The organism is Streptomyces sp. NPDC043878, from assembly GCF_056435735.1.
In genome coordinates, this window is record NZ_JBWKDW010000008.1 from 96,213 (window position 1) to 105,653 (window position 9,441).

Genomic DNA, 9,441 nt, shown 5'->3' on the forward strand with positions numbered 1-9,441 from the left:
CCCGCCACACCAGTACAGCGCCTGACCCTATGAGCAGGGGCGTCGCGGTCGTAATGCAGCAACCTTGCGCGTATCCGCAAGATCCTTGCGTTCCTGCCCGGCGGGCGGGGAATTCGTTGCGCACGGGTCTTCGACCGTTGCGCGGGGGCTGCCGGGGACCTGCGGACGGCCCCGGTGCCCGAGGGCGCCGGGGCCGTCCGACGGCGTGCGGGTCAGGTCCAGCTGGCGTGCAGCGGCTTGCCCTCCGCGTAACCGGCCGCGCTCTGGACGCCGACGACGGCCTTGTCCGCGAACTCCTCCAGGGAGCCCGCTCCGGCGTAGGTGCAGGAGGAGCGGACGCCCGCGATGATCGAGTCGATCAGGTCCTCGACGCCCGGGCGGGCCGGGTCGAGGAACATCCGGGAGGTGGAGATGCCCTCCTCGAACAGCGCCTTGCGGGCCCGGTCGTACGCCGACTCGTCCGAGGTGCGGTTGCGCACGGCACGCGAGGACGCCATGCCGAACGACTCCTTGTAGAGCCGTCCGTCGGCGTCCTGCTGGAGGTCGCCGGGCGACTCGAAGGTGCCGGCGAACCAGGAACCGACCATCACGTTGGAGGCGCCGGCCGCGAGCGCCATCGCGACGTCGCGCGGGTGGCGGACCCCGCCGTCGGCCCACACGTGCTTGCCGTACTTCTTCGCCTCGGCGGCGCACTCCAGGACGGCGGAGAACTGCGGCCGGCCCACGCCGGTCATCATGCGCGTGGTGCACATGGCGCCGGGGCCGACACCGACCTTGACGATGTCCGCGCCGGCCTCGACGAGGTCGCGTACGCCCTCGGCGGCGACGATGTTGCCGGCCGCGATCGGCACCTGCGGGTCGAGCGCGCGCACCAGCCGGATCGCGCTGATCATCGACTCCTGGTGCCCGTGCGCGGTGTCGATGACGAGCGTGTCCACGCCCGCGTCGAGCAGCTGCTTGGCCTTGCCGGCGACGTCGCCGTTGATGCCGACGGCGGCGGCGACCCGCAGCCTGCCCTGCGCGTCGACGGCCGGCGTGTACAGCGTGGCGCGCAGGGCGCCCTTGCGCGTGAGGATGCCGGCCAGGCGGCCGTCGGCGTCCACGGCGGGGGCGTAGCGGCGGTTGGCCGCGTCGAGCCGGTTGAAGGCCTCGCGCGGGTCGATGTCCGCGTCGAGCAGCAGCAGGTCGCGGGACATGACCTCGGCGAGCTGGGTGAAGCGGTCGACGCCGGTGAGGTCCCGGTCGGTGACGACACCGACGGGCCGGTGCTCCTCGTCGACGACGACCCCCGCGTTGTGCGCGCGCTTGGGCAGCAGGGCCAGTGCGTCGGCGACGGTCCGGTGCGGGGCCAGCACGATCGGGGTGTCGAGGACGTGGTGGCGGCTCTTCACCCAGGTGACGACGTCGGTGACGACCTCGATCGGGATGTCCTGCGGGATGACCACGAGGCCGCCGCGCCGGGCCACGGTCTCGGCCATCCGGCGGCCGGCGATGGCGGTCATGTTGGCGACGACCAGCGGGATCGTGGTGCCGGTGCCGTCCGGGGAGCCGAGGTCCACACCCTGGCGCGAGCCGACGGCGCTGCGGTTGGGGACCATGAACACGTCGTCGTACGTCAGGTCGTACGGGGGCTGGATGTCATTGAGGAAACGCACGTGCCGCACATCCCAGTCGATCAGAGGTGACCCCCGGACAGGTCAGCCAGGGGGAAGAGCACGTGCTTCATTGTCCCACGGCGGCCTGAATGCGCTGTCCGGTAGCTTCATCCAGGCAGGTCAGAGGGGCTCTGGGAGGAACCTCCAAGGGCGAGGGCCACCGTCAGCGCCGGCGTCCGGCCCGCCGCCTCGGCGAACACCTCCCGTGCGGTCTCCCATTCGTCGGGGCGCACCCGCGCGTAGGGCGGCCAGTTGTGTACGACGATCAGCAGCCCGTCCTCGGCGGCGCCCTCGGGCCAGAGAGCGGGGTCGCCGAGGCTGTCGGCCAGCGCGTCCCAGTTGCGGCCGAACCAGCCGGGCAGGCCCAGGGCGCGGGCGCAGCGGTCCATCAGACCCGCCTTGTCGGTGACCCCGTCGAGGTCGAGCGGCAGCACGCGTGGCGTCATCTCAGGACCGCCCTGAACGAGTCGTAGTGATCGTCGGTGTAGTAGATCTCGCCGCCGCGGCCGGTGACCAGGCGGCGGGCCCCGCGGTCCCTCGACCCGGGGGTCGGCACGGTGTACTCGTGGTAGTAGCCCCGCTCCCGCGCGGGCAGCAGGCGCTCGAAGTTGCCGAAGACCACGCCGTCCCGGGCGTAGGGGAAGGGGCCGCCCTCATCGATGAGTCGGAGCGTCCGCCGGGCCTCGGCGGGGAGTTGGGACGCCTCGACGACGGCCAGGCCGCCGGCCCACGAGGGGGCGGCGGCACTCGCGCCGGCCGGGGTGCCGCTCCCCGTGGCCGGGCCGCCGCTCCCGGCCGGCGAACAGGCCGCCAGCAGGACGGCGAGACAGACGAGCAGACCGGCGAACACTCGGGGGACGGACCGCGGCACCATGCGCCGATGCTGTCACGGCCGCCCCCTTCTGACGCACTGTCAGGGCCCGTCGGGGTCCGCCCGGTTGAGCGACGGCCGGGGCGTGGGCCCCGCGGTCAGCAGGTAGTCCGCGGCCGAGGTGTCCGTCACCAGGCTGGTGACGAGCCCGGAGCGCAGCACCGCGTCGATCGCCGGCGCCTTGCGCTGACCGCCCGCGATGGCCACGACCTCGGGGACCCGGCGGAGCTGGTCGGTCTTCACGGTGATGCACCGCTCGCCCAGGTCCCGGCCGACCCGGCGGCCCTCCACGTCGAAGAGGTGCGCGGACATCTCGGCGGCGACCCCGAGCGAGGCGTAGTGCGCGCGCTCCTCGTCGCTGAGCATGTCGTGCACCGTCGAGATGCCCGCCTCCCAGGAACCGATGGAGACGCAGGCGACGGTGACCTTGTCGAAGTACTCGAAAGCCCGGGCGATACCGGTCTGGTTGCGCAGCGCCGCCGCGGTGGCCGCGTCCGGCAGCAGCATCGGCGCGTAGATGGGGTGCGCGTCGCCGCCCGACACCTGTGCCGCGCGGCGGACGGCCTCGACCGAGCCGCGCTCGGCGGTCCCGGCGTCGTAGACCCCGGTCAGCTGCACCACCGTGCACGGCGGCAGCCGGTCGAGGGCGGCCGCCATGTGGATGGTGGAACGGCCCCAGGCAAGGCCCAGGATGTCGCCCTCGTTGACCAGCTCGCCGAGCAGGTCGGCGGCCACCTCCCCCAGGTTCTCGGGGTCGGGTGTCTCCTCGGCCTCGGCCGGGGACTCGACCACGACGGCGTGCCGCAGGCCGTAGCGGGCCCGGAGCGCGTCCGAGCGGTCCGCGTCCAGCTCGGCCGGCACGCGGATCTCGATGCGCACGAGATCGCGTTCGAGGGCGGTCTCCAGGACCCTGGCCACCTTGAAGCGGCTGACGCCGAACTCCTCGGCGATCTGGATCTTGGACTTGCCCTCGAGATAGAAGCGGCGGGCCATGGCCGCCGCCTGGACCAGCTCAGCGGGTCCCATCCGCATGGCTGACCGGCCCGCCGACATACCCGACACGGCCATCTCCTCACTGCTGTTCACACTCTGGATACGCCGTTCATCCTCGCAGATCCGGCGCACTTGATCGGCCCCAACGAGAGCCGTTCACATTCCTGTCAGTCAGTGGTCGCACGCCCAGGACGCCTTGACCGTGGCCGCCTCCGCCTGCGTGCGCAGTGCACGTACCGCCTCGGCCGGGTCGGAAGCCCCGTAGACCGCCGAGCCCGCGACGAAGACGTCGGCTCCCGCCTCGGCGCATCGCTCGATGGTGGAGGCCGAGACCCCGCCGTCGACCTGGAGCCACAACTCCAGACCGTGCTTGCTGATCAACTCGCGGGTCCGGCGAATCTTCGGGAGCATGATGTCGAGGAACGCCTGTCCGCCGAAGCCGGGCTCGACCGTCATGATCAGCAACATGTCGAGTTCGGGGAGCAGATCCTCGTAGGGCTCGATGGGCGTGGCCGGCTTCAGCGCCATGGAGGCGCGGGCGCCCTTGGCCCGGATCTCCCTGGCGAGCCTGACCGGAGCGGCGGCCGCCTCGACGTGGAACGTGACGGAACCGGCCCCCGCCTCGACGTACTGGGGCGCCCACCGATCAGGGGCCTCGATCATCAGATGGCAGTCCAGCGGAGTGTCCGTCGCACGGGCCAGTGACTCTACGACCGGCACCCCGAGCGTGAGGTTCGGGACGAAATGATTGTCCATGACGTCGACGTGGAGCCAGTCGGCTCCACCGACCGCCTGCGCCTCGTCCGCGAGGCGGGCGAAGTCGGCGGACAGAATGCTGGGGTTGATCTGCGCGGCCATGACCCAAGCCTCCCATGTCCGAGCACGTTTGTTCGCCCCGGTCCGTACCCGGGCCGTTCATCGGATGGTCGGCAGGGGTCGTGCGTGCCATGCTGGGCGGCCCATCACGAGCGGCTGAGGCTACGGGGGTGGCCATGACGGACGGGAAGGACCACGGGCGCCAGGTGCGCCAGGGACTCATCGGAATCGTGACCGGGCACCGCAGCAAGTGGCTGATCGTCGCCCTGTGGCTGGTCGTGCTCGTGGTCGCGGCACCTCTCGCGCAGAAACTCAGCGACGCCCAGGACAACGACGCGGCCTCCTGGCTGCCGGGCTCCGCGGAGTCCACCCAGGTCCTGCGGACGGCGAACGAGTTCAGGCCGGAACAGATCCCGGCAGTCGTCGTCTACGCCCGCGCGGGCGGGCTCACCGTCCAGGACCGGCAGCGGATCGCCGGGGACGCGGCGGAGATCAGGCAGCTGACCGCGCACGGCGTCCGCGGCACCGAGACGCGCGGACCCGTCTACGACCGGCGGCCGGCGCCGCGGGCCGCCCAGATCTACGTGCCGATCACCATGGACAAGAAGGGCTGGCAGGAGATCGCGCCCGCCGTCGACTCCATCCGGGGCCGGACCGGCGGGAGCGAGAACGGGCTCGCCGTCCACGTCACCGGGCCCGGCGGCACCTCCGCCGACTTCTCCAAGGCGTTCGAGGGCATCGACTCGACCCTGCTGCTTTCGGCCATGGGCGTCGTGATCGTGATGCTGCTCCTCACCTTCCGGAGTCCGACACTGATCATCGTGCCGCTGCTCGGGGTGATCGCGTCGCTGTTCACGGCGCAGGCACTGATCTACCTGCTCGCCCGGCACGCGGGCCTGACGGTCAACGGGCAGAGCGCCGGCATCCTCACCGTCCTGGTCTTCGGCGCGGGCACCGACTACGCCCTCCTCCTGGTCGCCCGCTACCGCGAGGAGCTGCGCCGGCACGAGGACCGGCACGAGGCGATGGCCCTCGCGCTGCACCGCGCCGGCCCGGCCGTGCTGGCCTCCGGGGCGACGGTCGTCCTGAGCATGCTGGTACTGCTGGCCGCCGAGATGAACTCGACGCGTGGCCTCGGCCCGGTCGCCGCGATCGGCGTGGCCGTCGCCCTGCTCGCCATGCTCACGCTGTTCCCGGCGCTGCTGCTGATCTGCGGCCGCTGGATCTTCTGGCCGGCGATCCCGCACGCCGGGTCGGCCGACCCGACCGAGCGCGGCCTGTGGGCCCGTGCGGGGCACCGGATGTCCGGCCGGCCGCGGGTCGTCTGGGTCGGAACCGCGCTGGCCCTGGCCGTCCTCTCCCTGGGCCTGCTGCAACTGCGCGCCGAGGGCATCGGCAACGCGGACGCGTTCACCGGCAAACCCGACTCCATCACCGGTCAGGAGGTCTCCGCGCGCTACTTCCCGGCGGGTAGCGGCGATCCACTGGTGATCGTGTCCGACCAGGCGCAGGGCGACCAGGTCCGCCGGGTCGTCGCGTCGACGCCGGGCGTGGTCCCCGGCAGCCTCACGGTCCCGCCGGGCACGAAACCCTCGCACGACGGCCAGGTGCTCTTCGAGGCGACGATGACCGCGCGCTCCGACAGCGAGGCCGCCAAGCACACGGTGGAGCACGTCCGTGACGCGGTGCACGACGTGCCGGGGGCCGACGCCCAGGTGGGCGGCGGCACCGCGGCCCTGCTCGACATGGACGCGGCGACGACGCACGACAACCTCGTGATCATCCCGGCGGTCCTCGCCGTCGTCCTGCTGATCCTGGGCGCGCTGCTGCGCGCCGTGGTGGCACCGCTGCTGCTGATCGGCACGGTCGTGCTGTCCTTCGCGGCCGCGCTGGGCGCGAGCGCGCTGGCCTTCCGGCACCTCTTCGACTACGCGGGTGAGCAGACGGACTTCCCGCTGTTCGTCTTCGTGTTCCTGGTGGCCCTGGGGATCGACTACAACATCTTCCTGACCACCCGGATCCGCGAGGAGGCGGCCCGCGAGGGCACCCGCCGGGGCGTGGTGACGGGCCTGGCGGCGACCGGCGCGGTCATCACCTCGGCCGGCGTGGTCCTGGCCGGCACCTTCGCCGCCCTGGCCACCCTGCCGATGGTCGCCTTCGCCGAGATCGGCTTCGCGGTCGCTCTCGGCGTCCTCCTGGACACCTTCGTCGTACGGTCGGTGCTCGTCACGTCACTGTTCCTGGACGTGGGCCGCCGGGTGTGGTGGCCCGGCCGCCTGGCCCGCGAGGACGGCGGCCCGGACGCGGCGGCCCGGGCCGAGAAACCCGTCAGCCAGTCCTCCGGATGAGCGCCAGGTACATGGCGTCGGTCCCGTGCAGATGCGGCCACAGCTGCACGTCGGGGCCGTCGCCGAGGGCCGGTACGTCCGGCATGAGGGGGCGGGCGTCGACGAGTTCGGCCGCCGGGTGCTGCTTGAGCACGTCGTCGACGACCGCCCGGGTCTCCGCGAGGTGCGGCGAGCAGGTCGCGTACCCGACGATCCCGCCGACCCGCACCGAGTCCAGGGCCGTGGCCAGCAGACCGCGCTGCAACGGGGCGAACCCCTCCAGGTCGCCGGGGCGGCGCCGCCAACGTGCCTCGGGCCGCCTGCGCAGAGCGCCGAGACCCGTGCACGGCACGTCCACCAGCACCCGGTCGAAGGACCCCGGGCGCCACGGCGGCCGGGTGCCGTCGGCGGCGATCACCTGGTACGGCCCGGGGTTGCCGGCCAGGGCCCTGGCCACCAGTCCCGCGCGGTGCGGCTGCTTCTCGGAGGCAAGCAGCACCGCCCCCCGCTCGGCCGCGAGGGCGGCGAGCAGCGCGGCCTTGCCGCCCGGCCCGGCGCATCCGTCGAGCCACTTCGCGTCGGGTCCTTCGAGGGGCGCGGCGGCGAGTGCGAGGGCCACCAGCTGACTGCCCTCGTCCTGCACGCCCGCACGGCCTTCCCGTACGGCCTCGATCGCCCCCGGTTCGCCGCCCTCGGTGAGCCGCACGGCGTACGGGGACCAGCGCCCCGGCACCGCGGCCTCCTCGCCGAGCAGTTCCTCCGCGGTGGAACGGCCCGGCCGGGCCACCAGGGTGACCTCGGGCCGCTCGTTGTCGGCCTCCAGCAGGTCCTCGATGCCGGCCCGGCCGCCGCCGAGCGAGTCCCACAGCGCGGAGACGATCCAGCGGGGGTGCGAGTGCACGACGGCGAGGTGGTCCTCGGGGTCGTCCTCGTAGGGCGGGGCGACCTTCTCCAGCCAGCCGTCGAGATCGTCCCGCGCGACCTTGCGCAGGACGGCGTTGACGAACTTGGCGCGTCCGTCCCCGAGCACCACCCTCGCGAGCTCCACGGACGCGGAGACCGCGGCGTGCGTGGGGATGCGGGTGCCGAGCAACTGGTGCGCGCCGAGGCTCAGCACGTCGAGCACGGGCGGGTCGACCTCCCGCAGCGGGCGGTCGACGCAGGCCGCGATGACCGCGTCGTAGGTCCCCTGCCGCCGCAGTGTGCCGTACACCAGCTCGGTGGCCAGCGCGGCGTCCCGCCCGTCGAAGTCGCCGCTCTCGCGTGCCTTGCGCAGCAGGGGCGGCAGGACGAGGTTGGCGTACGCGTCCCGCTCGTCCACGGCCCGCAGGGCCTCGAAGGCGAGCATGCGGACGGGGTCCTTCTGGGGCCGGCGGTAGGGCTTGCCGGGCTTGCGGGGACGACGGTGCTGGTCGCTCACAGAAAGGTGCTCCGGATGTCAGGAAGGGATACCCCCCAAGCGTACGACGCCCCCGTCACCGGCCGGTCCCCGCCGGGGCCGTCAGCCGCCGAGGGTCTCCTCGTCGGTGATCCGCGCCCCGCGGGCCCAGTCGGCGGCCTTCATCGGCTTCTTGCCCTGCGCCTGCACCCAGAGCAGCTCGACGGCGTAGGAACCCGTGCCCACGTGGACGGTGTTCTTGCCGACCGACAGCTGCCCCGGGGCGAGATCCGTGCGCCCGGTCACCGGCACGACCTGGATGAGCTTGAGCCGCTCCCCGCGGAAGGTGGTCCAGGCGCCGGGGGCGGGCGTGCAGCCGCGCACCACCCGGTCCACGCGCAGCGCGGGGGTGGCCCAGTCGACCCGGGCGTCCTCCACGCTGATCTTCGGGGCGAGTGTGACGCCGTCGGCCGGCTGCGGTACTGCCTTCAGCGTGCCGTCCTCGATCCCGTCCATCGTCGCGGCGAGCAGTCCCGACCCCGCGAAGGCCAGCCGGGTCAGCAGGTCGCCGCTGGTGTCGGTGGGGCGGATCACCTCGGTCACCGTGCCGTACACCGGCCCGGAGTCGAGCCCTTCCTCGATCAGGAAGGTGGAGGCGCCCGTGATCTCGTCCCCGGCCATGACGGCGTGCTGCACGGGCGCGGCACCGCGCCAGGCGGGCAGCAGCGAGAAGTGCAGGTTGACCCAGCCGTGAGCGGGGATGTCCAGCGCGACGCGCGGCAGCAGAGCCCCGTAGGCGACGACGGGGCAGCAGTCGGGGGCGATCTCCGCGAGCCGCTCCAGGAACTCCGGCTCCCGCGGCCTGGCCGGCTTCAGCACCTCGATACCGGCCTCCGCGGCCCGCTCGGCGACGGGGGACGCGACCAGCCTGCGGCCCCGCCCGGCCGGCGCGTCGGGCCGCGTGACGACGGCGGCCACCTCGTGCCGCCCGGAGGCGATCAGAGCGTCCAGTGCGGGAACGGCGACCTCGGGGGTACCGGCGAAGACGAGCTTCATGGGTGGGTCAGGGCCTCTCGGACGGAGTTCGGCGTCGGGCGACGCACAAGTCTATGGCGGCGACCTCGGAGACGGGCGGCGACGGAAGGACGGCCCCCGGAGACGGGATGAGGGACGAGGGACGAGGGACAGCAAGCAGCGGACGGTGGAGTGCGGGCGGCGGACGGTGGGTGCGGGCGGTGGGTGCGGACGGCGGGCGCGGCTGCGGGCGGCGGGTGCGGACGGTGGGTGCGGGCGGCCGGTGCGGACCGTGGGTGCGGACGGCGGGCGCGGCTGCGGGCGGCGGGTGCGGACGGTGGGTGCGGGCGGCCGGTGCGGACCGTGGGTGCGGACGGCGGGCGCGGC

The 9,441-nt window shown here is 73.3% G+C and carries 8 protein-coding genes; 1 reads left to right on the plus strand and 7 read right to left on the minus strand.

The window, feature by feature from the left end; all coding sequences use genetic code 11:
* Positions 1-212 precede the first annotated feature (212 nt).
* From AC07AZ_RS13535 to rpe, 5 genes are all read right to left on the minus strand, one after another.
* Positions 213-1,655, minus strand: coding sequence for a GuaB1 family IMP dehydrogenase-related protein (locus AC07AZ_RS13535; protein WP_478847067.1), 1,443 nt, complete (start codon positions 1,653-1,655; stop codon positions 213-215).
* Positions 1,656-1,762: 107 nt separating this feature from the next.
* Entirely contained in the window at positions 1,763-2,101 is a 339-nt protein-coding gene (locus tag AC07AZ_RS13540; protein ID WP_478847069.1) for a barstar family protein, read from the minus strand.
* Positions 2,098-2,529 (minus strand): guanyl-specific ribonuclease, encoded by a 432-nt coding sequence (locus AC07AZ_RS13545; RefSeq protein ID WP_478847071.1) that lies wholly within the window; start codon positions 2,527-2,529, stop codon positions 2,098-2,100. The genes AC07AZ_RS13540 and AC07AZ_RS13545 overlap by 4 nt, the downstream gene beginning before the upstream one ends.
* A 39-nt stretch (positions 2,530-2,568) precedes the next feature.
* Positions 2,569-3,612, minus strand: a complete 1,044-nt coding sequence (locus AC07AZ_RS13550) for a sugar-binding transcriptional regulator (protein ID WP_478847073.1) — start codon at positions 3,610-3,612, stop codon at positions 2,569-2,571.
* A 78-nt stretch (positions 3,613-3,690) separates the two neighbouring features.
* Positions 3,691-4,377: a ribulose-phosphate 3-epimerase gene (rpe, locus tag AC07AZ_RS13555; protein ID WP_478847075.1), complete on the minus strand. Its 687-nt coding sequence runs from the start codon at positions 4,375-4,377 to the stop codon at positions 3,691-3,693.
* A gap of 134 nt (positions 4,378-4,511) precedes the next feature.
* Between rpe and AC07AZ_RS13560 the strand changes: the two genes are divergently transcribed.
* Positions 4,512-6,683 carry an MMPL family transporter gene (locus AC07AZ_RS13560; protein ID WP_478847077.1) on the plus strand — a complete coding sequence of 724 codons (2,172 nt, stop codon included), beginning with the start codon at positions 4,512-4,514 and terminating at the stop codon, positions 6,681-6,683.
* On the opposite strand, the gene AC07AZ_RS13565 is transcribed toward AC07AZ_RS13560, so the two are convergent.
* Together AC07AZ_RS13565 and fmt are read right to left on the minus strand one after the other, a co-directional pair.
* Positions 6,664-8,082 (minus strand): RsmB/NOP family class I SAM-dependent RNA methyltransferase, encoded by a 1,419-nt coding sequence (locus AC07AZ_RS13565; RefSeq protein WP_478847079.1) that lies wholly within the window; start codon positions 8,080-8,082, stop codon positions 6,664-6,666. The two genes, AC07AZ_RS13560 and AC07AZ_RS13565, sit on opposite strands and share 20 nt — an antisense overlap.
* Before the next feature lie 81 nt (positions 8,083-8,163).
* Entirely contained in the window at positions 8,164-9,096 is a 933-nt protein-coding gene (gene fmt, locus AC07AZ_RS13570) for a methionyl-tRNA formyltransferase (RefSeq protein WP_478847081.1), read from the minus strand.
* Positions 9,097-9,441 lie beyond the last annotated feature (345 nt).

Excerpts from the sequence above, each read along its gene's own strand:
- AC07AZ_RS13545 (WP_478847071.1), bottom strand. The coding sequence starts at position 2,529 with ATGGTGCCGCGGTCCGTCCCCCGAGTGTTCGCCGGTCTGCTCGTCTGT.
- AC07AZ_RS13540 (WP_478847069.1), bottom strand. The coding sequence starts at position 2,101 with ATGACGCCACGCGTGCTGCCGCTCGACCTCGACGGGGTCACCGACAAG.
- rpe (WP_478847075.1), bottom strand. The coding sequence starts at position 4,377 with ATGGCCGCGCAGATCAACCCCAGCATTCTGTCCGCCGACTTCGCCCGC.
- AC07AZ_RS13560 (WP_478847077.1), top strand. The coding sequence starts at position 4,512 with ATGACGGACGGGAAGGACCACGGGCGCCAGGTGCGCCAGGGACTCATC.
- fmt (WP_478847081.1), bottom strand. The coding sequence starts at position 9,096 with ATGAAGCTCGTCTTCGCCGGTACCCCCGAGGTCGCCGTTCCCGCACTG.